The organism is Saccharopolyspora sp. NPDC002578 (genome assembly GCF_053592695.1).
On sequence record NZ_JBSFWJ010000084.1, the window covers coordinates 1 to 22,883 of the forward strand.

The 22,883-nt window shown below is 71.4% G+C and carries 21 protein-coding genes; 18 read left to right on the top strand and 3 right to left on the bottom strand.

The features are described from left to right. Positions 1-405: 405 nt before the first annotated feature. Entirely contained in the window at positions 406-867 is a 462-nt protein-coding gene (locus ACWD38_RS26715) for a DUF4439 domain-containing protein (protein ID WP_184481505.1), read from the bottom strand. After that, positions 864-1,361 (bottom strand): hypothetical protein, encoded by a 498-nt coding sequence (locus tag ACWD38_RS26720; RefSeq protein WP_343071532.1) that lies wholly within the window; start codon positions 1,359-1,361, stop codon positions 864-866. The genes ACWD38_RS26715 and ACWD38_RS26720 overlap by 4 nt, the downstream gene beginning before the upstream one ends. Before the next feature lie 247 nt (positions 1,362-1,608). Here ACWD38_RS26720 and rimP point away from each other — a divergent pair, with 247 nt between their 5' ends. The 7 genes from rimP to ACWD38_RS26755 all read left to right on the top strand — a co-directional run bounded on the left by rimP (position 1,609) and on the right by ACWD38_RS26755 (position 9,148). Beyond that, positions 1,609-2,160, top strand: a complete 552-nt coding sequence (gene rimP, locus ACWD38_RS26725; RefSeq protein ID WP_184481503.1) for a ribosome maturation factor RimP — start codon at positions 1,609-1,611, stop codon at positions 2,158-2,160. After that, positions 2,157-3,242: a transcription termination factor NusA gene (nusA, locus tag ACWD38_RS26730; RefSeq protein WP_450125172.1), complete on the top strand. Its 1,086-nt coding sequence runs from the start codon at positions 2,157-2,159 to the stop codon at positions 3,240-3,242. Before rimP ends, nusA begins: the two co-directional genes overlap by 4 nt. Further along, positions 3,239-3,727 (top strand): YlxR family protein, encoded by a 489-nt coding sequence (locus tag ACWD38_RS26735; protein WP_184481498.1) that lies wholly within the window; start codon positions 3,239-3,241, stop codon positions 3,725-3,727. The genes nusA and ACWD38_RS26735 overlap by 4 nt, the downstream gene beginning before the upstream one ends. A 116-nt stretch (positions 3,728-3,843) precedes the next feature. After that, a complete protein-coding gene (infB, locus tag ACWD38_RS26740) occupies positions 3,844-6,951 on the top strand; it encodes a translation initiation factor IF-2 (protein WP_184481496.1) in 3,108 nt (1,035 codons plus the stop codon). A 77-nt stretch (positions 6,952-7,028) separates the two neighbouring features. Continuing rightward, a complete protein-coding gene (locus ACWD38_RS26745; protein WP_184481494.1) occupies positions 7,029-7,322 on the top strand; it encodes a DUF503 domain-containing protein in 294 nt (97 codons plus the stop codon). 198 nt (positions 7,323-7,520) lie between these two features. Next, positions 7,521-8,030 carry a 30S ribosome-binding factor RbfA gene (gene rbfA / locus ACWD38_RS26750; protein ID WP_184481492.1) on the top strand — a complete coding sequence of 170 codons (510 nt, stop codon included), beginning with the start codon at positions 7,521-7,523 and terminating at the stop codon, positions 8,028-8,030. Positions 8,031-8,188: 158 nt separating this feature from the next. Continuing rightward, positions 8,189-9,148 (top strand): DHH family phosphoesterase, encoded by a 960-nt coding sequence (locus tag ACWD38_RS26755; RefSeq protein WP_450125177.1) that lies wholly within the window; start codon positions 8,189-8,191, stop codon positions 9,146-9,148. Between the two features lie 12 nt (positions 9,149-9,160). Here ACWD38_RS26755 and ACWD38_RS26760 read toward each other — a convergent pair whose 3' ends face one another. Further along, on the bottom strand, positions 9,161-9,673 hold the full coding sequence (locus ACWD38_RS26760; RefSeq protein WP_450125173.1) for a CGNR zinc finger domain-containing protein: 513 nt from the start codon (positions 9,671-9,673) through the stop codon (positions 9,161-9,163). Positions 9,674-9,767: 94 nt separating this feature from the next. Here ACWD38_RS26760 and ACWD38_RS26765 point away from each other — a divergent pair, with 94 nt between their 5' ends. The 11 genes from ACWD38_RS26765 (at position 9,768) to ACWD38_RS26815 (ending at position 22,735) form a co-directional block, all read left to right on the top strand. Beyond that, complete coding sequence (locus tag ACWD38_RS26765) at positions 9,768-11,063, top strand: MATE family efflux transporter (RefSeq protein WP_450125178.1); 1,296 nt, start codon at positions 9,768-9,770, stop codon at positions 11,061-11,063. A 166-nt stretch (positions 11,064-11,229) separates the two neighbouring features. Beyond that, the gene (gene truB / locus ACWD38_RS26770; RefSeq protein ID WP_221316681.1) at positions 11,230-12,135 is read left to right on the top strand and encodes a tRNA pseudouridine(55) synthase TruB; all 906 of its coding nucleotides are present in this window, start codon (positions 11,230-11,232) and stop codon (positions 12,133-12,135) included. A 37-nt stretch (positions 12,136-12,172) separates the two neighbouring features. Then, the gene (locus ACWD38_RS26775) at positions 12,173-13,159 is read left to right on the top strand and encodes a bifunctional riboflavin kinase/FAD synthetase (RefSeq protein WP_184481482.1); all 987 of its coding nucleotides are present in this window, start codon (positions 12,173-12,175) and stop codon (positions 13,157-13,159) included. A 131-nt stretch (positions 13,160-13,290) separates the two neighbouring features. Beyond that, positions 13,291-13,773: a helix-turn-helix transcriptional regulator gene (locus tag ACWD38_RS26780; protein ID WP_184481480.1), complete on the top strand. Its 483-nt coding sequence runs from the start codon at positions 13,291-13,293 to the stop codon at positions 13,771-13,773. Positions 13,774-13,840: 67 nt separating this feature from the next. Then, complete coding sequence (thpR, locus tag ACWD38_RS26785; RefSeq protein WP_184481477.1) at positions 13,841-14,443, top strand: RNA 2',3'-cyclic phosphodiesterase; 603 nt, start codon at positions 13,841-13,843, stop codon at positions 14,441-14,443. A gap of 331 nt (positions 14,444-14,774) precedes the next feature. Further along, the gene (gene rpsO / locus ACWD38_RS26790; protein ID WP_184481475.1) at positions 14,775-15,044 is read left to right on the top strand and encodes a 30S ribosomal protein S15; all 270 of its coding nucleotides are present in this window, start codon (positions 14,775-14,777) and stop codon (positions 15,042-15,044) included. A 235-nt stretch (positions 15,045-15,279) separates the two neighbouring features. Next, entirely contained in the window at positions 15,280-17,538 is a 2,259-nt protein-coding gene (locus ACWD38_RS26795; RefSeq protein WP_450125174.1) for a polyribonucleotide nucleotidyltransferase, read from the top strand. 110 nt (positions 17,539-17,648) lie between these two features. Continuing rightward, positions 17,649-19,025, top strand: a complete 1,377-nt coding sequence (locus tag ACWD38_RS26800) for a M16 family metallopeptidase (protein WP_450125175.1) — start codon at positions 17,649-17,651, stop codon at positions 19,023-19,025. Beyond that, positions 19,022-19,795 carry a 4-hydroxy-tetrahydrodipicolinate reductase gene (gene dapB, locus ACWD38_RS26805; protein WP_450125176.1) on the top strand — a complete coding sequence of 258 codons (774 nt, stop codon included), beginning with the start codon at positions 19,022-19,024 and terminating at the stop codon, positions 19,793-19,795. Before ACWD38_RS26800 ends, dapB begins: the two co-directional genes overlap by 4 nt. Further along, on the top strand, positions 19,796-20,281 hold the full coding sequence (locus ACWD38_RS26810) for a tetratricopeptide repeat protein (RefSeq protein ID WP_184481468.1): 486 nt from the start codon (positions 19,796-19,798) through the stop codon (positions 20,279-20,281). 621 nt (positions 20,282-20,902) lie between these two features. After that, positions 20,903-22,735, top strand: coding sequence for a hypothetical protein (locus tag ACWD38_RS26815; RefSeq protein WP_184481466.1), 1,833 nt, complete (start codon positions 20,903-20,905; stop codon positions 22,733-22,735). The last annotated feature ends 148 nt before the right edge of the window (positions 22,736-22,883 follow it).

Sequence of the window (22,883 nt, forward strand, 5' to 3'; positions counted from 1 at the left end):
CTTCTCGCTGCGGGATCTTTTTCCCGAGTGGCTCCGCCACGAGGGAAAAAGCTGTCCTCGCGAGAAGGAAGCTGAGAACCCGCGGGTGGTCACCTTTTTGACGTGGGCTATGTGCTTCGCACATACAGGCACGGCCTTCGGCCGCCGGGCAGGCTTGGCTTCGCCGCCCACTGCACGGCTTCGCCGCGAGGCACGGCCTACGGCCGCAAGGTAGACGGGACTTCGTCCGCCCCACTGCACGGCTTCGCCGCGAGGCACGGCCTTCGGCCGCTAAGCAGGCGTGCTTCGCCGCCCACAGCGCGGCGTCGCCGTAAGGCAGGGCCTGTGGGTGTGGGGTCGCTGTTTGAGGTGCTGGGTTGGGCTTCGTTGTTCGGTGGGTGGGGTGGCTGCCTGTGCTCGGGGGCTTCAGGGCTTGCCGGGCTGGGCTTCGGCTGCGGGGGTGCGGCCTGCGGTGATGCGCCAGCGGGTGGCGCGGGTGGCGGCCGTGGTCAGGGCGGTCAGGGCTGTGCGGCGCACCGCCGGGTCAGGGCCGTCCGGCTCGGTGTTCTCCAGCACCGAGCGCCAGCCGACCTGGCACTCCTGCTCCGCGATGATCAGCACGGCGATCGCCGAACCCTCGTCGGTCATCGGCTGCGGCAGCGAATAGGCGGGCGAGGCCGCCGGGGGAGTGGCCCCCGTGGCGCGGATCAGGCGCTGCGCCTCGTCCCGATGCCCCTCGTGCACGCCGGTCGCCTCCGCGACCGCCGAGCGGACCTGGGGGCGCGACACGAACGCCGTCACCAGCTCGTAGGTCCACACCGCGGCGTGCTCCGCGCGCAACGCCGCGGCCAACGCGGTCGCGCCCGCTTCGGTCAGTTCCTCGCTCACGCCAGCACCTCCGCCAAGCTCGCGCAGCTGGCCGAGACCGAACCGGTCAGCCCCGAGCGGTAACCCGGCAACGTCGGGCACAGCTTCGCCGCGGACTGCTCGGCGAGCGCCAGCGCCTTCTTCAACTCCGCCTTCGCCGCGTCCGCCGACGCCGGCACCTGGACCGCGGGCGCCGAGTGCCGGCGCGGCTCGTCCGGCGGGTCCAGCCGGTCGATCTCCCGCTGCAGCAGCCGCGCGTGCTCCGACCGGATCTCCGCGACGGCGCCGGCCTCCGCCCCCAGCGCGCGATGCGTCCGCGCGACGCCCTGCGCCAGCGCGGCGTCCGAGCGGGCCGCGGTCGCCAAGGCCGTCAACGGGTCCGGCACGTCCTCGCCACCGGTGCACGCGGAGGTCGCCACGGCGACGGCGGGCAACGCCGCGAACAGCCGCAACACCTCGCGGCGTCCGACCCGCGAAGGCCCGTTCGGGTGACGGGAGGAGAAGGGGGCTCGCACGCTGATCCATCCTGCCAGGCAGGCCGCGGAGGGCGGCGTCGGCCCGCACGGAGGCCACGCCGCGCCGTGCCTGGAACCGACCAGATAAGCTGGACGACCGCGGCCCGCGCGCCCAGCGCCGGACGCGGTTTCGCGAGTCCGGACGAAGGCGTCACCGCCCGAACCGGTGCGTCGCCGGGCCGCACGATCGGTCCGGCCCGATCACCTCCGAAGTGACCCGATCATCCCCGAATCAAGGAGTGCCAACGTGTCCAGCCCGCCGCGCGATGAGGCCATCGCGCTGCTGGAGCCCGTCGTCGCCGACGCCGTGTCAGCGGCCGGTTTCGACCTTGAGGAGCTCGACGTGCAGCAGGCAGGCAGACGCCGCCTGGTGAAGGTCGTCGTGGACTCCGATGACGGGGTGGGTCTCGACGAGATCTCCGAGCTCAGCCGTGCCGTGTCGAAGGTGCTGGACGCGCACGAACACGTCCTCGCCGGGGCGTACACCCTGGAGGTGACTTCGCCCGGCACCGACCGGCCGCTGACCCGGCCCCGGCATTGGCGCCGTGCCCAGCACCGCCTGGTCAAGATCAAGCTTTCCGACGGCGGTGAACTCACCGCGCGCGTCGGAGCCGCCGCCGACGAGAGCGTCCAGGTGCTCGTGGAGCAGCAGATCCGGACGCTGGCCTACCGTGACATCGAGCGCGCGGTGGTCGAGGTGGAATTCCAGCAGCCACCGGCGCAGGACCTCGTCCTGCTCAAGCGGGCGGCCGACGGCCCGGAAGGCGACGACCGGGAAGACACGGAGGAGTCGAGGTGAACGTCGACATCGCCGCGCTGCGAGCGATCGAACGCGACAAGGACATCCCGTTCGAGACGGTCCTGGAAGCGATCGAATCAGCGCTGCTGACGGCATACCGGCACACCGAAGGGCACCAGCAGCACGCCCGGGTGGAAGTGGACCGCAAGACCGGAGTGGTGCGCGTGCTCGCGCACACCTTGGACTCCGAGGGCGCGGTCGACGAGGAATGGGACGACACGCCCGAGGGCTTCGGGCGGATCGCGGCGACCACGGCGCGGCAGGTCATCCTGCAGCGGCTGCGCGACGCCGAGCACGAGCGCACCTTCGGGGAGTTCTCCACCAAGGAGGGCGAGATCCTCGGCGGTGTCGTGCAGCGCGACGCCAAGGCCAACTCGCGCGGCATGGTCATCGTGCAGGTCGGGGACAGCGAAGGCGTCATCCCCGCCGCCGAGCAGGTGCCCGGCGAGCGCTACGACCACGGTTCCCGGGTCAAGTGCTACGTCGTCGGCGTCTCCCGCAGCGCCCGCGGCCCGCAGATCACGCTCTCCCGCACCCACCCCAACCTGGTGCGCAGGCTGTTCGCGCTGGAGGTCCCGGAGATCGCCGACGGCACCGTCGAGATCCCGGCCGTCGCCCGCGAGGCCGGGCACCGCTCGAAGATCGCGGTGCGCTCCACGGTCGGCGGTGTCAACGCCAAGGGCGCCTGCATCGGCCCGATGGGCTCGCGCGTGCGCAACGTGATGAGCGAACTGGGCGGCGAGAAGATCGACATCATCGACTTCTCCGAGGACCCGGCGACCTTCGTCGGCAACGCGCTGTCGCCGGCCAAGGTGATCTCGGTGGAGGTCGTCGACGAGCGCGCCAAGACCGCGCGCGCCGTCGTGCCCGACTTCCAGCTGTCGCTCGCGATCGGCAAGGAAGGGCAGAACGCCCGGCTCGCCGCGCGGCTCACCGGCTGGCGGATCGACATCCGCAGCGACGCCGACCCCGGCTCGCCGACCACGTCCGCCGGACAGGCGGTCGCCCCGGCGCCCGGCATCGACCCCGGCGCCGGTGCGTCCGGAGCCGACGAACTGCCCGCGGTCGGTACCGCGGAATGACCCCCGTGGCGGCCGGCCGACGACCGGCCGCCACCGCGGTGACGGACTCGGATACAAGTCGTGGCGGCAACGGGTTAGAATCATTGGTGGCTCGACGCGAGGGAGCGAGAATCCGCACAAGATCGCCCGGTACGCACGGCTTCGACCGTGCCGATGGACCGGTTCGGACCTGTGTCGGATGTCGTCTCCGAACGTCGGCCGCCGAGCTGCTGCGAGTGGTGGCCGAGGACGGCTCCGCGGGTTCCGCCGCCGTCCCCGATCCGCGAAGTCGGCGACCGGGCCGGGGAGCATGGTTGCACCCCGATCCCCGTTGCCTTCGGCTCGCCGAGCGACGTCGAGCGTTCCCCCGCGCACTCCGCGTGCCGGGTCCGCTGGACCTCTCGGCCGTGCAGGCACACCTGGACTCCGATCCGGACTCCGGGACGCCGTCGGCGAGCGGCTCATCCCCAGACCGACGCGGGAACCTCCCGTGCGGAAGCAGTTGAAGGAAGCAGGTCGACCCGTCATGAATCAGCCGTGAAGCTGAAGACATGAACGCGCATCGGCAATAGGACGAGGTCGAGCGGGACTGCCGCCCGGCCTCACCCAGATGAGGAGAGCAGTGGCAGGCAAGGCCCGCGTGCATGAGCTCGCAAAAGAGCTCGGTGTAACGAGCAAGGAAGTCCTCAACAAGCTCGCCGAGCAGGGCGAGTACGTCAAGTCCGCGTCGTCCACCGTGGAAGCCCCGGTGGCGCGCCGACTCCGCGACGCATACCCCAAGTCCGGCAAGCCCAACGGCCGCTCCGGTGGCGCGAAGCCCGCGCCGCCGCGCAAGCCCGAAGGTCAGTCCGGTGACGGTGCGCCCAAGCCCGGTCCGAAGCCCGGCCCGCGTCCGCAGGCCCCCGCTCCCGGCCCGAAGCCCGGCGGCCAGCAGGCGCCCGGTGAGAGCACCGGTGCGCCCAAGCCCGGCCCCAAGCCGGGTCCGAAGCCCGGCCCGCAGGCCCCGGCTCCGGAGACCACGCCGTTCGAGCAGGCACCTGCCGCTCAGGCGCCCGCCGCGCAGGCGGGCTCTCAGCAGGAGTCCGCGCCCCAGGGTGGCGAGGAGCGTGCCGCCGGTGCGCAGGGCGGCTCGACCGGTTCGGCTCCGCGCCCCGGCCCGAAGCCCGGCCCGCGTCCCGGTCCGAAGCAGGACCAGAAGCAGGGCGGCGACGCCGACGGCACCGTGCCGCCGAAGCCGCAGGGCTCCAAGCCCAAGCCCGGCCCGCGCTCGCCGCGCGTCGGCAACAACCCGTTCGGCGTCGGCTCCGGCGCTCCGGCGCAGCGTCCGCCGCGGCCCGGTGGCGGTGCCGGCGGAGGACAGCAGCAGCGCCAGGGCGGTCAGGGCCCCGGCCGCGGTGGTCCGGGACAGCGTCCCGACCGCGGTGGTCAGGGTGGCGCAGGCACCGCTCCGGCGTCCGGGACTCCGGCCCCGCGCGGCGGCGGTGAAGGCGGCGGCAACCGCCCGAACCCGGGCATGATGCCGCCCCGGCCGAACCCCGGCATGATGCCGTCGCGCCCGGCCCGCTCCGGTGGCCCCGGTGGCCCCGGCGGCGGTCGTGGTGGCGGTCGTCCCGGCGGTCCCGGTGGCGGCGGTGGCCGTCCCGGTGGCGGCGGCGGTCGTCCCGGTGGCGGTGGCGGCGGCTTCCGCGGTGGCGGCGGTCCCGGTGGTGGCGGCGGCGGTGCTCCCGCCGGCGGGCCCCCGGCGGGCGGCGGTTTCCGCGGTCGTCCCGGCGGCGGTGGCCGTCCTGGTGGCGGCGGTCGCGGTGGCGCTGCCGGTGCCTTCGGCCGTCCCGGTGGTCCGGCGCGTCGTGGACGCAAGTCCAAGCGGCAGAAGCGCCAGGAGTACATGGACAACATGCAGGCGCCGTCGGTGGGCGGTGTCCGCCTCCCGCGCGGTGGCGGGGAGACCCTGCGCCTGCGCCGCGGTGCTTCGCTGACCGACTTCGCCGAGAAGATCAACGCCAACCCGGCTTCGCTGGTGCAGGCGATGTTCCACCTCGGCGAGATGGTCACCGCGACCCAGTCCGTCTCCGACGAGATCCTCGAACTGCTCGGCCAGGAGATGAACTACCGGGTCGAGATGGTCAGCCCGGAGGACGAGGACCGGGAGCTGCTGGAGTCGTTCGACATCAACTTCGGCGACCCGGACAGCTCCGAGGAGCAGCTCGCGGCGCGGCCGCCGGTCGTGACCGTCATGGGTCACGTCGACCACGGCAAGACGCGGCTGCTGGACACGATCCGGAAGGCCAACGTGCAGGCCGGTGAGGCCGGTGGCATCACCCAGCACATCGGTGCCTACCAGGTCGTCACCGAGCTCGAAGGCAACGAGCGGCCGATCACCTTCATCGACACCCCTGGTCACGAGGCGTTCACCGCCATGCGTGCCCGTGGTGCGAAGTCGACGGACATCGCCGTGCTGGTGATCGCCGCCGACGACGGCGTCATGCCGCAGACGGTGGAGGCGATCAACCACTCGCAGGCCGCGGGCGTGCCGATCGTGGTCGCGGTGAACAAGATCGACGTCGAGGGTGCGAACCCGGACAAGATCCGCCAGCAGCTCACCGAGTACAACCTGGTGGCCGAGGAGTACGGCGGCGACACCATGTTCGTCGAGATCTCCGCCAAGCAGGGCACCAACATCGAGGGCCTGCTGGAGGCGATCCTGCTCACCGCGGACGCCGCGCTGGACCTGCGGGCCAACCCCGACATGGAGGCCCAGGGCGTCGCGATCGAGGCGCACCTGGACCGCGGTCGCGGTCCGGTCGCCACGGTCCTCGTGCAGCGCGGTTCGCTGCGGGTCGGTGACTCGATCGTCGCGGGCAACGCGCACGGTCGCGTCCGGCGGATGATCAACGAGCACGACGAGGACGTCACGGTGGCGACGCCGGCGCGTCCGGTGCAGGTCATCGGGTTCACCTCGGTGCCGGGTGCCGGCGACACGTTCCTGGTCGTCGACGAGGACCGCGTGGCTCGGCAGATCGCCGACCGCCGAGGTGCTCGGATCCGGGAGGCGCAGAACGCTGCCAAGCGCAAGCGCGTCAGCCTGGAAGACCTGGACAAGGTGCTCAAGGAGACCAACCAGCTCAACCTGATCATCAAGGGTGACAACTCCGGTACCGTCGAGGCGCTGGAAGAGTCGCTCAGCAAGATCGACGTGGGCGAAGAGGTCGAGCTCCGGGTGATCCACCGCGGTGTCGGTGGCATCAACGAGTCCGACATCAACCTGGCCACCGCGGAGAACACCATTGTCCTGGGCTTCAACGTCCGGGCCGAGGGCAAGGCGGCCGAGGTCGCCAACCGCGAAGGCGTGGAGATCCGGTACTACTCGGTGATCTACCGGGCGATCGAGGACATCGAGCAGGCGCTCAAGGGCATGCTCAAGCCCGAGTACGAAGAGGTCGAGCTCGGCCGGGCGCAGGTCCGCGAGGTGTTCAAGTCCTCGAAGGTCGGCACGATCGCCGGTTGCATGGTCACCGACGGCATCATGCGCCGCAACGCCAAGGCCCGGTTGCTGCGCGACAGCGTGGTCGTCGCCGAGAACCTCACCCTCAGCTCGCTGAAGAGGTTCAAGGACGACGCGACCGAGGTCCGCGACGGTTTCGAATGTGGTCTGACGCTCGGGTCGTACTCCGACCTGAAGGTCGACGACATCATCGAGACCTACGAGATGCGGGAGAAGCCGCGCAGCTGATCCGCTACCGCCGGGGGCCGTCCACACGGGCGGCCCCCGGCGGTCGTGCGGGCCGGAAGTCTCGGGAGACGACGCTGATGTACGTCGGTGCGCTGGAACTGGACTTGCTGCTCGGTGACGTCCACTCGCTGAAGCAGAAGCGCGCCGTGGTGCGGCCCGTGGTGGCCGAGCTGCGGAAGCGCTTCGAAGTGGCCGCGGCGGAAGCAGGGGATCAAGACCTGCACCGCCGGGCGCTGATCGGGGTGAGCGTGGTCTCCGGCGACGCCTCGCACGTGCGCGAGGTGCTGGAGGCGTGTGAGCGCGCGGTCGCCGCGCGCCCCGAAGTGGAACTCTTGTCGGCCCGGCAGCGCATGCTGGGGCCGGAAGACTGACGGCGGTCGACGGGTTGCACCGGTCGCGGGCGTTTCGCCCCGCCGGTGCCGCCCGCCCGTGCCGGTGCTCCGGTCGTCGTGGGCCGACCGGCCGAGGGCCGCAGCCGGGAGCCGTGCCGTGATGGTTCGGCCGCCGGAGGCACGGACCCATGTTCACGCCCGGGTACCCGGGCGCAGGATCGACGGAGGAGGTGCGCCGTGGCGGATACGGCGCGCGCCCGCAGGCTCGCGAAGCGCATCGCGCAGATCGTGGCCTCGGGGCTGGAGTACGAGGTCAAGGACCCGCGACTGGCGATGGTGACGATCACCGACGCTCGGGTCACCCCGGATCTGCGGGACGCCACGGTCTACTACACCGTGTTCGGCGACGACAGCGACTACGCGTCGACGGCCGCCGCCCTGTCCAGCGCCACCGGTGTGCTGCGCACCCGCGTGGGAGCGCAGACCGGGGTGCGGTTCACGCCGACGCTGACGTTCGTCGCGGACACCGTGCCGGACGACGCGCGGCGGATGGAGGAGCTCGTCGCGCGGGCCAAGGAGGCCGACGCCGAGGTCGCCCGGCTGGCTTCCGGAGCGGAGCACGCGGGAGAAGCGGACCCTTACCGTGCGGAACCGGCCGACACCGATGATGACGATGAGGAAACTCCTGGTGACGAGTCGCTGACCGGCACGGATGCCGATCTGCGGCGTCGGCCACACAGTGGTTGAACCGGCCGCTCGAATGCGGTGCGTTATGGGCGGCGCCGTGGTCGTGCGGCGCGTTCGGCGTGGAGGTGAACCCTGTGAACGGGCAACCCGGAACCGCTCAGCCCGGTGAGGGCACCGGCGCCGAGTCCCTCTCCGCGGAGGTCGCGGCGGCGGCGAAGCTGCTCTCCGGAGCCTCCGACGTCACGCTGCTCGCCCACGTCAACCCGGATGCCGACGCGCTGGGCAGCGCGTTGGCGCTGGGCCGGGCGCTGCGCGGCAGGGGAGCTCGGGTGCGGGTGTCGTTCGGGCATCCGGGCGCGGTGCCCCGGTCGCTGCGGGTGCTCGACACCGACGGCCTGATCGTGCCCGCCGACGAGGTGCCCGCGGCGCCGCCGCTGCTCGTGGTGTGCGACGCGGGCAGCCTGCAACGGCTGGGGGCGCTGGCGGGCCGAGTGCGGGCCACCATCGACGCCGGTGGCTCGGTGCTCAACATCGACCACCACGTGGCGAACCCCAGGTTCGGCACCCACCACGTGATCGACGAGACGGCCGTGGCGACGGTGCTGCTGGTGCTGCGGTTGCTCGACGAGCTCGGCGCCCCGCTGGACCTGCCGATCGCGCGGTGCCTGTACGCGGGCCTGGTCACCGACAGCGGCAGGTTCCGCCGGGCGCAGGCGTCCACGCACCTGGTGGCGGCGCGCCTGCTGGAGGCCGGGGTCGAGCCGGACGAGCTGACCCGTTCCCTGATGGACACCCACCCGTTCGCCTGGCTGCCGATGCTCTCCGGCGTGCTGGGCCAGGCCGCGCTGGAACCCGCCGCGGCGCAGGGGCTGGGAATGGTGCACGCGGTGGTGCGGCTGGCGGAGTCCGAACCGGTGCGCAGCGAGGAACTCGACAGCGTGATCGACATCGTGCGGACCACGGCGGAAGCCGAGGTCGCGGTGGTGCTCAAGGAGATCGCCGCGGACCGCTGGTCGGTGTCGTTGCGCGCCGACCGGCGCGTGGACGTCGGCAAGGCCGCGAACCTGTGCGGAGGCGGCGGGCACCGGCTGGCGGCCGGGTTCACCGCGGACGGTTCCGCCGAGGACGTCCTCGACTCGGTGCGCGCGGCCCTGGAGCAGGCCCCGCTGCTGGACTGAACGGCCGGTGGCTCAGCTCTTGCGCCGGGCGCGGAAGGCGGCGACGTGGACCCGGTTCGCGCAGCGGGCCGAGCAGAAGCGCTTCGCCTGGTTCGTCGAGGTGTCCAGGTAGTACGTGGCGCAGTCCGCGGCCTGGCAGCGTCCCCACCGGCCGGTGCCGTGCTGCACGACGCCCTGCGCCAAGCCCCAGGCCGCCGCGGCGGCGACCTCCGTGGCGGGCGGGGCGTCCGGGCCTGCCACGTGCACGTGCCAGCTCGGCCCGTGCCCGGACAGCCGCGGTCGCGGCGGGTGCCGTTCGAGCAGGGCGTTGGTCGCCGCCTGCACCCGCGCCGCGTCTCCGTCGATCATGGCGTCGAACGCGGCGCGCAGACCGGTCGCGACGGTGCGCAGCACTTCCAGGTCGTGTTCGTGGACGCGTTGCGACCACCACGGCTCGTCGTGCAGCGCCGCGCGCAGCCGGTCCAGGCCGGTGAGGTCGGCGTTCGCGAGCCGCAGCGCCAGCTCCGTGTAATCGGCGCTGTCCATGCGAGCTCCTTACCGATAGCCTTCGTCAGGGGCGGATACCGATGTCGCAGCTTACCGGGAGGGTGTCGTGAGCGAGGTCGCCGAGCGGGTGCCGATGCGGACGGTGCTCGGGCTGGCCGTGCCCGCGCTGGGCGTGCTGGCCGCCGAGCCGCTGTACGTGCTCGTCGACACCGCGGTGATCGGGCACCTGGGCGCGGTGCCGCTGGCGGGCCTGGCCCTCGGCGGCACCCTGTTCACGCTGGTGTCCAGCCAGCTCACGTTCCTGTCCTACGGGACGACGGCGCGCACCGCCCGCCTGCACGGCGCGGGACGCCGCAAGGACGCCGTCGCCGAAGGGGTGCAGGCCACCTGGCTCGGCATCGCCGTCGGCGTGCTGCTGCTGGTGCTGGCGCAGCTGTTCGCGGTGCCCATCGCCGAACTGCTCGCCGGGGAGGGGCCGATCGCGGACGCGGCGGCGCGGTGGCTGCGGGTCGCGCTGCTCGGAGCGCCGCTGGTGCTGATCACGATGGCCGGCAACGGCTGGATGCGCGGGGTGCAGGACACCCGGCGACCGCTGTGGTTCGTGCTCGCGGGCAACGGCACCTCGGCGCTGCTGTGCCCGCTGTTCGTGTACCCGCTGGGGTGGGGGCTGGAAGGGTCGGCGGTGGCGAACCTGATCGGCCAGTCCATCTCGGCGGCGCTGTTCCTGCGGGCGCTCGTGGTGGAACGCGCCGGGCTGCGGCCCGATCCGGCGACGATGCGCGCCCAGCTCGGCATGGGCCGGGACCTGGTGCTGCGCACGCTGGCCTTCCAGGCGTGCTTCCTGTCGGCGACCTCGGTCGCCGCCCGCACCGGAGCGGACTCCGCCGCCGCGCACCAGGTGGTGTGGCAGCTGTGGTCCTTCCTGGCGCTCGTGCTGGACTCGCTGGCCATCGCCGCGCAATCGCTGGTGGGCGCGGCCCTCGGTGGTGGTGCTGCGCGGCGGGCGAAGGGACTCGCGCGGCAGATCAGCTGGTACGGGCTCGCGTTCGGAGTGCTGCTCGGCGCCGTGTTCGCCGCGTTGGCGACGGTGCTGCCGAAGGTGTTCACCAGCGATGCCGCGGTGCTCGCGCAGCTGCCGTCGGCGTGGTGGTTCTTCGTGCTGCAGCAGCCGGTGGCCGGAGTGGTGTTCGCGCTCGACGGCGTGTTCCTCGGCGCCGGGGACGCGCGCTACCTGCGGACCGCGACGATGCTCAGCGCCGCCGTCGGCTACCTGCCGCTGATCTGGCTGTCGCTGGCCTTCGGCTGGGGCCTGGCCGGGATCTGGACGGGGCTGAGCCTGTTCATGCTGCTGCGGTTGATCACCCTGCTGCTGCGGGCGCGATCGGGGAAGTGGGCCGTGGTCGGTGCCGAGGTGGGCGCCGCGGCGTAGTGGGCGTTGGCCGCGCGTTCAGCGGTGGATCACCGCTTCGACGGGCCGCCGCCACCGCGCCGGAACGGGTCGGGGATGATTGCCAGCCGTGTCCGAGCACTCCCGAACAGCACGCAACCGTCCCGCCGTCCCGCCCGGTCTGCTCGTGGTGGACAAACCGGCGGGCATGACCTCGCACGACGTGGTGTCCCGCGTGCGGCGCATCATGGGCACCCGCAAGGTCGGGCATGCCGGAACGCTGGATCCGATGGCCACCGGCGTGCTGGTGCTGGGGCTGGAACGGGCCACGAAGCTGCTGGGGCACCTGGCGCTGGACACCAAGGCCTACTTGGCGACGATCCGCCTCGGCGCGGCCACCAGCACCGACGACGCCGAAGGCGAGCTGCTCTCGCAGGCCGACCCGGCCGGGGTGACCGAGCAGGCGATCCGGGACGGCATCGCCGAGCTGACCGGCGACATCCAGCAGGTGCCGAGTTCGGTGAGCGCGGTCAAGGTCAACGGCAAGCGGGCCTACGAGCTGGCTCGCGCGGGCAAGGACGTGGAGCTGGCCGCGCGGCCGGTGACGGTGTCGCGGTTCGACCTGCTGGCCGTCCGCGAGCCGGAAGCGGTCACCGCTGAACCCGACGCCGCCGAGCCGGATGCCGCTGCGGCCGAGCCGGACGCCTGGCCCACCCGGATGATCGAGCTCGACGTGATCGTCGAGTGCTCCTCCGGCACGTACGTGCGGGCGTTGGCGCGCGACCTGGGCGCCCGGCTCGGCGTCGGCGGCCACCTCGGCCAGCTGCGCCGCACCCGCGTGGGGCCCTTCGGCCTGGCCACCGCGCGCACCCTGGAGCGGCTCGAAGCCGAACCGGGCCTGTCGATGGACCTGGACCAGGCCATCGCCACCGCGTTCGCCCGCCACGACACCGACGCGGGCACGGTGCGCGCGCTCACCCACGGGCAGACCATCCCCGCCACCGGCGTCGCGGGCACCTGCGGAGTGTTCGGGCCGGACGGTCGCGCGGTGGCGCTGGTGCAGGACGAGGGCCGCACCGCGCGGCCGGTGCTGGTGCTGACCCCGGCGGGCTGAACGACCTGTCCGGGGGCAGGCAGTAGGCTTGCCAGCCGTGCAGCGTTGGCGCGGTTTGGAGCAGCTCCCTGGCGGTTGGGGCCGGTGCGTCGTCACCATCGGCGTCTTCGACGGGATCCACCAAGGACACCAGCAGTTGATCACGCACGCGGTGCGGGCGGCGCGGGAGCGCGGCGTCCCCTGCGTGCTGATGACCTTCGACCCGCATCCGGCCGAAGTGGTGCGCCCCGGCAGCCACCCCGCGCAGCTGACCACGCTGCAGCGGCGCGCGGAACTCGCCGAAGGCCTCGGCGTGGACGTGTTCTGCGTGCTGCCGTTCACCGCCGAGCTGTCCCGGATGCCCGCGGCCGAGTTCGTGCACGAACTGCTCGTGGAGCGGCTGCACGCGGCCGTGGTCGTGGTGGGGGAGAACTTCACGTTCGGCCACCGCGCGGCGGGCGACATCGCGGTGCTGGCCGAGCTGGGCGACCGCTTCGGCTTCGAAGTGGCCTCGGACCGCCTCGTCAGCGGCCCGACCGAGCGCGCCGACGGGGCCGCGGAGGCGCCGGTGACGTTCTCCTCGACCTACATCCGCTCGTGCATCGACGCCGGGGACGTGGTGGCCGCGGCGTCGGCGCTGGGCCGGTACCACCGGCTGGAGGGCATCGTGGTGCGCGGCGCCGGCCGCGGCGGCAGCGAACTCGGCTTCCCCACCGCGAACCTGTCCAGCCCCGCGTACTCCGCGGTGCCCGCCGACGGCGTGTACGCCTGCTGGTTCACCCACCGCCGCCGCGGTTCCCCGGAACCCGGCGAGACGCTGCCCGCCGCGGTCTCGGTGGGCAGCAATCCCACGTTCTCCGGTACGGAACGGACGGTGGAGGCGTTCGTGCTCGACGTGGACGCCGATTTCTACGGCGAGCACGTGGCGTTGGACTTCGTGCGCAGGCTGCGCGGCATGGAGCGCTACGACTCGGTGGACGCCTTGATCGAGCAGATGAACCAGGACGTCGTGCGCACCCGTGAGATCCTCAGTGCGCGCGGTTGATCGACTCCGTGGGGGCGGAGGAATTTCGCAAACCGGTCCGGCGGCACGTTGCGACCTGGCAGTATTCAGTACCGGCCGCTCCCGGGGATCTTCCGGTGGCGGCGTTCGACGGTGGCACCGGGGGAGCTGAGGTGGCGGAACACAAGAGCGTCCAGCGCAATCTGGAGCTGCAGCGGGAGTGGTACGGCGAACCGCTGGGCGACCGGGTGCGCCGACTCGTGGTGGCGTTCCGGATCTCGCAGGCCCAGCTCGCGGAGGTGCTCGGCATCAGCGCCCCGATGCTCAGCCAGGTGATGAGCGGGCGCCGCGCCAAGATCGGAAATCCGTCGGTGCTGGCCAGGCTGGTGATGCTGGAGCGCAAGGTGCTCGTGCCCGGCGTGACGGCGGGGGAGTCGGAGGCGATCCAGGCGGCGCTGGCCGACGTGCGCGACTCCCGGCCGTCGGTGGGGCGGGACACGCTGCCGGTGATGGGCGCCAACGGCGAGGAAGCGGCGTGGCCGGTGCTGCGCGGCGCGGCCAAGCCGAGCGAGCTGGAGGCCGCCGCCGCGCTGATCGACGGGCGCTACCCGGAGCTGGCGGGCTTATTGCGCCGCGCTGCCAGCGGCGCGGCCTGAGGTCCGTCCGGCGCGGACGTCCGATGCGGACTCCCCGGGCGGACCCGGCGCTGGGACACTGCGCGGTGTGGGCAGAACCGGCGGCGAATCGGATGCAGGGCTTCCGCGCCTGTTCACCGCGGTGTGGCCGCCGCGGGAGGCGATCGAGCACCTCAGCGGCGCGCTCGACGAGGCCGGGCTGGAACGGGCCGGAGCCGGAGTGCGGCGCTTCCGCCTCATGCCGCCGCGGCAGTGGCACCTGACGCTGTGCTTCCACGGCCCCGCCGACCCCGCCGCCTCGGCGGTCCGGCTGGACGACCGCGTGCGCGAGGCGACGGCGCCGCGGCTGCGGCTCGCTGGGGCGGGCACGTTCCGCGGCGTCCTGTGGGCGGGCGTGGAGCCCGCCGCCGACTCCGATGCCCGTGCGTTGCGGGCGCTGGTGCGCGCCGCGGGAGGCGACCCGGAGGCGTTCCGGGCGCACCTCACCCTGGCCCGGTGGAACGAGGGCAGGCCGGACCGGCGGGCGCTGCTCGCCGGGCTCGACGACTACGCGGGCCCGTGGTGGGACGCGTCCGAGGTCGCGCTCGTGCGCAGCGATCAAGGACCGGCGGGGCCGGTGTACCGGAACGTGCGCTCGGTGGCGGTGCCACGCCGATCCGCAGGGGACCAGGGTGGACGGGGGAGCCCCTGATATCCTGGCCTCGGATCCGGCTGTAGTCCGTGGCGGCCGTGTCCGGTGTGCCTGTACCCGGTGAGACCGGCCGGTCCGGGAATCCGGTCCGACCAGTGTCCTGGTCGGTGCCGAACCTGGGGATCGGAGCCGTCGCAGGATCGGGGCCCCGGTGAGTCCGGGGTCGACGAATCCGGTGTGGGCCGCCCGGTGTGCGAGGTGTGGCGATGGCCGTGAGTCGTGTCCGGTGCGTTCCCACCCGGTGTTCATCCCGGCTTCGAGCTCGCCGCCCGGTGCCAGGCGCATCCGAAGCAGCACTTGACACGGCACGCGAAACAAGGAGAGTTCACCCGTGGCGCTGTCCACTGCTCAGAAGAAGCAGATCCTGACCGACTTCGGTCTGCACGAGTCCGACACCGGTTCGGCGGAGGCCCAGGTGGCCCTGCTGACCAACCGGATCTCGGGCCTGACCGAGCACCTCAAGATGCACAAGCACGACCACCACTCGCGTCGTGGCCTGCTGCTGATGGTCGGTCGGCGTCGGCGTCTGCTGAACTACCTGACCAAGGTCGACATCGAGCGCTACCGCTCGCTGATCCAGCGGCTCGGTCTGCGTCGTTGACCTGAGTCGGGGGAGCGATCCACAGTGGATCGCTCCCCCGATGCACAACTGAACGCATGAAGGCGGGCCACTGTCGGCCCGCGCACGAATGTGGGTCCACGCCCACGGCGGGTCATCATCCGCCGGTCCTCGGTAGTGGCTTCCGGGCAACCCGCCCGGTGGCTTCGATCGATGACCGGCCTCGTCGGAAAGAGTCCCCCGCGCGACCGTGGACCCCTGAAACGAGGAGTTCCACTTGACACAAGCGCACAACGTTGACGAAGGCGTCTACGAAGCGACCGCGGTGCTGGACAACGGTGCCTTCGGTACCCGCGAGGTCCGGTTCGAGACGGGCCGGCTGGCCAAGCAGGCCGCGGGCAGCGTCGTCGCCTACCTGGACGACGACACCATGCTGCTGTCGGCCACCACGGCCTCCAAGCACCCCAAGGACAACCTCGACTTCTTCCCGCTGACGGTGGACGTCGAGGAGCGCATGTACGCGGCGGGCCGCATCCCCGGCTCGTTCTTCCGCCGGGAGGGCCGCCCCTCCACCGACGCGATCCTGACCTGCCGGCTGATCGACCGGCCGCTGCGCCCGTCCTTCGTGGACGGCCTGCGCAACGAGATCCAGGTCGTGGTCACGGTGATGAGCCTGGACCCGAAGGACCCGTACGACGTGCTCGCCATCAACGGCGCGTCCGCCTCCACGCAGCTGTCCGGCCTGCCGTTCTCCGGCCCGGTCGGCGGCACCCGGATGGCGCTGATCGACGGGCAGTGGGTGGCGTTCCCCACCTACGAGCAGCTCGAGCGCGCGGTGTTCGACATGGTCGTCGCCGGTCGCATCGTCGGTGACGACGTCGCGATCATGATGGTCGAGGCCGAGGCCACCGACAAGACCGTCGACCTGGTCGGCCAGGGCGCCCAGGCGCCCACCGAAGAGGTCGTCGCCGCCGGTCTCGAAGCCGCGAAGCCCTTCATCCGCACCCTCTGCCAGGCCCAGCAGCAGCTGGCCCAGACCGCGGGCAAGGCCACCGCCGAGTACCCGCTGTTCCCGGCGTACCAGGACGACGCCTACACCGCCGTCGAAGGCGCGGTGTCCGCCGACCTGGCGCAGGCGCTGGCCATCGCGGGCAAGCAGGAGCGCGAGTCCCGCCTCGACGAGATCAAGCAGGTCGCGCTGGAGAAGGTCGGCATCGAAGAGGGCCAGCCCTTCGCCGGTCGCGAGAAGGAGATCGGCGCGGCCTTCCGCTCGCTGACGAAGAAGCTGGTGCGCCAGCGGATCATCACCGAGAAGGTCCGCATCGACGGTCGCGGCCTCACCGACATCCGCAGCCTCTCCGCCGAGGTCGGCGTGGTGCCGCGGGCGCACGGTTCGGCGCTGTTCGAGCGCGGCGAGACCCAGATCATGGGCGTGTCCACGCTGAACATGCTGCGGCTGGAGCAGACGATCGACTCGCTCGGTCCGGAGACCAGCAAGCGGTACATGCACCACTACAACTTCCCGCCGTACTCGACCGGTGAGACCGGCCGGGTCGGCAGCCCGAAGCGCCGCGAGATCGGCCACGGCGCGCTGGCCGAGCGGGCGCTGCTGCCGGTGCTGCCGACGCGCGAGGAGTTCCCGTACGCGCTGCGCCAGGTCTCCGAGGCGCTGGGCTCCAACGGTTCCACCTCGATGGGCTCGGTCTGCGCCTCGACGCTGTCGCTGCTCAACGCCGGTGTGCCGCTGAAGGCCTCGGTCGCGGGCATCGCGATGGGCCTCGTGTCCGACGTCGTCGACGGCGAGACGCACTACGTGGCGCTGACCGACATCCTCGGTGCCGAGGACGCGTTCGGTGACATGGACTTCAAGGTCGCCGGCACGAAGGAGTTCGTGACGGCGCTGCAGCTGGACACCAAGCTCGACGGCATCCCGTCGGCCGTGCTGGCGCAGGCGCTGGGCCAGGCCAAGGACGCCAGGTTCACGATCCTGGAGGTCATGGACGAGGCCATCGGCACGCCGGACGAGATGAGCCCGCACGCGCCGCGCGTCACCTCGGTCTCCATCCCGGTCGACAAGATCGGCGAGGTCATCGGGCCGAAGGGCAAGATGATCAACTCGATCACCGAGGAGACCGGCGCCGAGATCACCATCGAGGACGACGGCACCATCTACGTGGGTGCGGCCGACGGCCCGTCCGCGGAAGCGGCGATCGACAAGATCAACGCCATCGCGAACCCGCAGCTGCCGAAGGTCGGCGAGCGCTTCCTGGGCACCGTGGTCAAGACCGCGGCGTTCGGCGCGTTCGTCTCGCTGCTGCCGGGCAAGGACGGCCTGGTGCACATCTCCAAGCTGGGCAACGGCAAGCGCATCGGCAAGGTCGAAGACGTCGTGAACGTCGGCGACAAGCTGCGCGTGGAGATCGCCGACATCGACAACCGCGGCAAGATCAGCCTCATCGTCGTCGACGAAGAGGGCGACGCCGCGAAGGCCGAGGACGCCCCGGCCGAGGCTCCGGCGGAAGCTCCCGCCGAGTGATCCGATGAATCGCTGAGATCAGCAGCGAGGCGAAGCGGCCCGTCCCGGACAGCACGTCCGGGGCGGGCCGTATCGTGTGGCAGGGCGTACGGCGACGAGACCCGGAGAAGATGAAGCAGAACCAGACACGTGCGGGACATCTCCAGCGGCCGGGCACCACCCGCGTCCTGGGACGCAGCGGAGCGGAATCGGTGCGGCGCACCGTGCTGCCCGGCGGCCTGCGAGTGGTGACCGAGGAAGTGCCGGGCGTGCGCTCGGCCTCCGTGGGCATCTGGGTGGGCGTCGGATCGCGCGACGAGACCAGGCCGCAGGCCGGCGCCGCGCACTACCTGGAACACCTGCTGTTCAAGGGCACCGCCCGGCGCACCGCCGTGGACATCGCCCAGGAGATCGACGCCGTCGGCGGCGAACTCAACGCGTTCACCTCCAAAGAGCACACCTGCTACTACGCCCACGTCCTCGACGAGGACCTGCCGCTGGCCGTGGACATGCTCTGCGACGTCGTGTTCGACGCGGTCAACGCCGCCGCCGACGTCGACGTCGAGCGCAGCGTGGTGCTCGAAGAGATCGCGATGCGCGACGACGACCCCGAGGACCTGCTGCACGAACTGTTCTCCGCGGCCGTGCTCGGCGATCACCCGCTGGGGCGCTCGGTGCTGGGCACCGAGGAGTCGATCACGGAGATGAGCCGCAGCCGCGTGCACGGCTTCTACCGCCGCAGCTACGCGCCGCCGAAGATGGTGATCGCGGTCGCGGGCAACGTCGAGCACACCAAGGTGCTGCGGTTGCTGCGCAAGGCCATCGGCGATCGCCTCGGCGGGGAGGCCGCGCCCGCTCCGCCGCGCACCGGCCGCACCCGGCTGCCCAAGCAGCAGGCGCTGGTGCTGGAGCACGACGACACCGAACAGGCCCACCTGCTGCTGGGGTGCCGGGCGCTGAACCGGCACGACGACCGGCGATTCGTGCTGGGCGTGCTCAACGCGGCGCTGGGCGGCGGCATGAGCTCCCGGCTGTTCCAGGAGATCCGGGAGCAGCGGGGGCTGGCGTACTCCGTGTACTCCGCGGCCACCGCCTACGCCGACGCCGGGACGTTCTCGGTGTACGCGGGCTGCCAGCCGGACCGGCTCGGCGAGGTCGCCACCGTGATCCGCGACGTGCTCGAATCGGTCGCCGCCGACGGCCTCAGCGAGGACGAGGTGGCGCGCGGTCGCGGCCAGCTGCGCGGCGGCCTGGTGCTCGGGCTGGAGGACACCGCGTCCCGGATGAGCCGCATCGGCAAGAGCGAGCTGAACTACGGGCGCCACCTCAGCGTCGAGGACACCTTGGCGCGCATCGAAGCGGTCACCGCCGACGACGTCGCGGAGCTGGCGCGGGACCTGCTGCGCCGCCCGCTGACCACCGTCGTCGTCGGGCCGTACGAGAACGTCGATGAGCTGCCGGACTCCATCACCCGGCCGGACCAGACCAGAAAGGCGGCACGTTCGTGACATCTCCAGAGACCTCGGTCGGATCCCCGGTGCGGGTCGGCGTGCTCGGCGCCCGCGGGCGGATGGGTTCGGAGGCGGTGCGCGCCGTCGGGGAGGACCCCGGCGCGCAACTGGTCGCCTCGGTGAACCGGGAGGACCCGCTGCAGGTGCTGGTCGACTCCGGCGCACAGGTGGCCGTGGACCTCACGCACCCGGATTCGGTGCTGGAGAACGTGCGGTTCTGCGTGGAGAACGGCATCCACGTCGTCGTCGGCACCAGCGGTCTCGGTGCCGCCGAGCTGGAGACCATCGGATCGCTGCTGGCCGAGCACCCGCAGGTGGGGGTGCTGGTGGCGCCGAACTTCGCGCTCGGCGCGGTGCTGTCGATGAAGTTCGCCGAGGTCGCCGCCCGGTTCTTCGAATCGGTCGAGATCGTGGAGCTGCACCACCCGAAGAAGGCCGACGCCCCGTCCGGCACTGCGGCGCGCACCGCCGAGGTCATCGCGCAGGCGCGCGAGTCCGCCGAGCTGGACCCGGCGCCGGACGCCACCACGAAGGAGCTCGACGGCGCCCGCGGCGCGAAGGTCGACGGCGTGCCGGTGCACTCGATCCGGATGGCCGGGCTCGTCGCGCACCAGGAGGTGCTGTTCGGCACCGAAGGGGAGACGTTGACCATCCGGCACGACTCCTACGACCGGCGGTCGTTCATGCCGGGCGTGCTGCTGGCGGTCCGCGAGGTCGGCGGACGGCCGGGCCTGACCGTGGGGCTCGACGCGGTTCTGGGGCTGTGAATGTCCGACGGTGAGCGGCGGCGCGGGCCCGGCCCGCGCACCGCGGCGTTCGTGGTCGCCGCGGTGCTGCTGGTGTACCTGGTCCTGATGGGCGGCCGGGCGATCACGATGATCGTCACCGGTCGGCCGATCTTCGTGGCGCTCGGCGTCGCGATCTTCGTGCTGCCCGTGCTGGGCGCGCTGCTGGTCGTGGACCAGCTCCGGTTCGGGGCGCAGATGGAGCGGCTCGCGCGGCTGCTGCACGACGAAGGCTCGCTGCCGGACGTGTCGCACCTGCCGCGCCGCCCGTCCGGCCGCGTGGAGCGGGACGCCGCCGACGAGTGGTTCGAGGCGAAGCAGGCGGAGCTGGAAGAGTCCCCGCGCGATTGGCGGGCGTGGTTCGCCCTCGCGCAGGCGTACGACCTCGCCGGGGACCGCAACCGCGGGCGCAAGGCGATGCGCCGGGCGATCGAACTCCAGCGCGGCGAACCGGACGCGGAACGGTAGTTCGCCTGGCTCATCGCCGGTACCCGCATTCGGGTGATGGATGCCGTTTCGCAATGCTTTCGCAGGGGATTCGCGGCTCCGTCTCATGCTGTGGTCGGTCAGTTGACATCATCAGCGCAGGCGCCGCATGATCTAGCGCATGTCGAGGTTCGCCACTCTGGTGGTCCGGCTGCACGTAGATTTGCAGCAGCAGTCCAGCGCCCTCTGTCGTAGTTTCTGATTGCTGCGTTCGCCGCGGCGGTGCGGTTCTGCACAGTCGCGATCGAACCGGCTGAGCGAACGCATTCCGCGGTCTTTTCCGATGTCCCGCACCCGCACCCGATCCGGATGAAATCCATCCCGGATCGGCAGTCGCATGAACGGGTGGCGGGAGCCGGGAAATGTGAGTCGGAACGCATTCACCCCTGATCCGATTTCGACCCGTCGGCTCGTCGATCCATCCGAATCCGGAACGCGATCGCGTGGTCCGGTGACCCCGTGTGCCCTGAAGCGGTTTCCATCTCGATTCTGATCTGTCGGGAAACCGGTTGTGGGGACACCTGTGTGTCCGAATCCCGTTGTCCGAATGAGAAGAAACGGTGTCGAGACGTTGGTGGAAATCAGTTACAGACCGGAGAGAAGATGAGAATCCAGTCGCGCGCATGGCGCAAGGGACTGACCGGGCTGACCGCCGCGCTGCTCGCGGTCGGTGTCGTCACGTTGCCGGTCGGTGATACCGATGCCTACGCGGATGTGCAGATCAAGACCCACACGGTGCCGGGTGCCGATGGCAAGAACTACTCGGTCACCAACCACGTCGTGAGCCGCAACGCCACCAAGGCCGCCGACGGCAAGCGCAAGGAATGGCTGGTGGTGTGGGCCGGTGACGAGAACATCGCCGACACCGCCGTCAAGGACGTGAAGAACCTTCCCGGCTCGGTCGGAAATCCCGTCGACAAGGTGAAGAACGCGCTGCCCGGACCCGACTTCCTCGCCGTCATCGACGCGACCAAGGGCTCGGAGACCTACGGCAAGGTCGTCAACACCGCGACCGTCGGACCGCTGGTGGAGAACGAGCCGCACCACATGCAATACGTGTGGCACAAGGGCGACACCATCTTCGCCGGTGCGCTTTTCCTCGGCGCCACTTACGCGTTCGACGTCACGAAACTGCCGAACCTGGAGCTCAAGGGCGTCAGCCTGCCGACCCAGACGCTCGGCGGTTCCGTTCCGGACGCGTATTGGACGTTGTCGGACGGCACTTCCTACGGCACCTACATGGGCGGTCCCGTCGCACCCGGTCCTTACCGGTACGACGACGGATCCGTGCACGTCGGAAATGGTTTCGCGGGAAGTCCCGGGGAAGTCGTGCGATTCGACCCGAACGGGAAGGTGCTGTCGCAATCTCCGGCGGCGACACCGCAGGGCGACGACCCGAAGCTGTGCGACAACCTGCCGCGGCTCGGCAAGCCGACCTGCGCCAACCCGCACGGCATCCAGGCCCGCGAAGACCTGAACACGCTGATCACCAGTGACTACGCGGAACCCCGCAACATCATCCTGGACCCGGTCAAGCAGCCGTCGCCGTACCTGCGCAGGCCGACCGTCCGGACCTGGGACATCTCCGACCGCAACCACCCCAAGCTGCGGGCCGTGTCCTACCTGCCCGACGGGCCGCGGGCCGACCCCGCCGACCCGCTGCACTCCGAGAGCCGCGCGGTGATGGAAACGACCGTCACCAACCTGCCCGGTCACAAGGGCGCGTTCGCCCAGACCATGCAGGGCGGCGCGGTGTTCTACACGCCGGACATCACCGCACCGGCACCGCGCTGGACCCAGGTCTTCGACGACGGGCAGGCGCTGAAGGCCATCGATCCGGCCAACAACGACGCCAGGGGCAGCAGCTCCAACGGCGGCTGGATCCAGACCAGCCCGGACGACAAGCTGCTGTACCGCGCGGTGCAGGGGCGGCAGAAGGGCGCGCTCGGGCCGGACGACCCCGGATCCACCGGTGGCGTCTACACCCTGGACATCTCCAAGATCGTCAACGCCGGGACCGATTTCCAGTGCACCATCGACACCGTCGAGAAGGCGGAGAACGGTGGCGGACAGGACTGCCCGACGCTGGCCGGCGCGGCACCCATCAACCCGGGACAGCCGGGCGCGGGACCGCACTGGGGCGCCTACGACAACTTCACCGAAGGCGCCGACGGACGCTACGAGGAGACCAAGCAGCCGAGCAGGCTCGCCGTGTCGAACTACTTCGTGGCCCGCTCCGGGCTCGACGGCGACCACAAGGTCAACATGGTCGACCTGGCCAAGGACGGCAAGGTCAGCGTCGACGAGACCTTCAAGGACGAAGTGACCGGTGAGACCGGCATCAACTTCAACCGGAAGTCGTGGCCGCACGGACCGTTCGGGAACGCCAAACCGCACTCCGAACTGTTCGTCGTCGCGGACGAGGATCTGAAGTAAGGGTCCGTTCAGAGTGATCTGCGTAGCTGGTCGCTCTGCGGAACCTCAGCTGCTTCCTCGCTGCGGGATCTTTTTCCCGAGTGGCTCCGCCACGAGGGAAAAAGCTGTCCTCGCGAGGAAGCCGCTGAGAACCCGCGGGAGAACGGAC